This is a genomic window from Streptomyces johnsoniae, assembly GCF_031845565.1.
Classification (GTDB): domain Bacteria; phylum Actinomycetota; class Actinomycetes; order Streptomycetales; family Streptomycetaceae; genus Streptomyces; species Streptomyces johnsoniae.
Genome location: NZ_JAVREV010000066.1, coordinates 1 through 477, shown reverse-complemented (window position 1 = coordinate 477; position 477 = coordinate 1). Strand labels below are relative to the sequence as shown.

1 protein-coding gene is annotated in these 477 nt (G+C 69.2%); it reads left to right on the top strand.

Going from position 1 to position 477, the window contains the following annotated elements; translation table 11 throughout:
* Positions 1–477 (top strand): hypothetical protein (locus tag RM779_RS33285; RefSeq protein ID WP_311621537.1); only part of this gene is annotated, 477 nt, incomplete at both ends.

The window sequence follows — 477 nt, the reverse complement described above, 5'->3', positions numbered from 1 at the left end:
ACTCCGTGACGCGCTGAAACGCGCCGCGTCGGCGTTCAAGGCGCACGGACCGCGGTTCGCCCTGGCCGGCAGCTACGCGCTGTGGGCCTACGGTGCACCCGAACCGGTGCACGACGTCGACTTCGTGGTCGCAGAGGCCGACGCCGAGGCGGCCGAGGTGACGTTGCGCAAGGCCGGATTCCAGATCGTGCACGTCCCCGAGGACTGGTTGTTCAAGGCCTATCCCGACGACGACGTCCTGGTCGACGTGCTCTACCAACTCAACGGGGCGTCGGTGGATGTGACCACCCTCGGATCCGCCGAGGTGCTCGACGTCCTGGCGATCCGGATGCCGGTCCTGCCGCCGACAGTGGTGGTGTCGGAAAGGCTGCGGTCACTCAACGAGCACCACTGCGACTTCGCGGCGCTGCTGCCCGCCGCCCGTGCGGTGCGCGAGCAGGTCGACTGGGATGCGGTGCGGGTCGCGACCGCCGACAA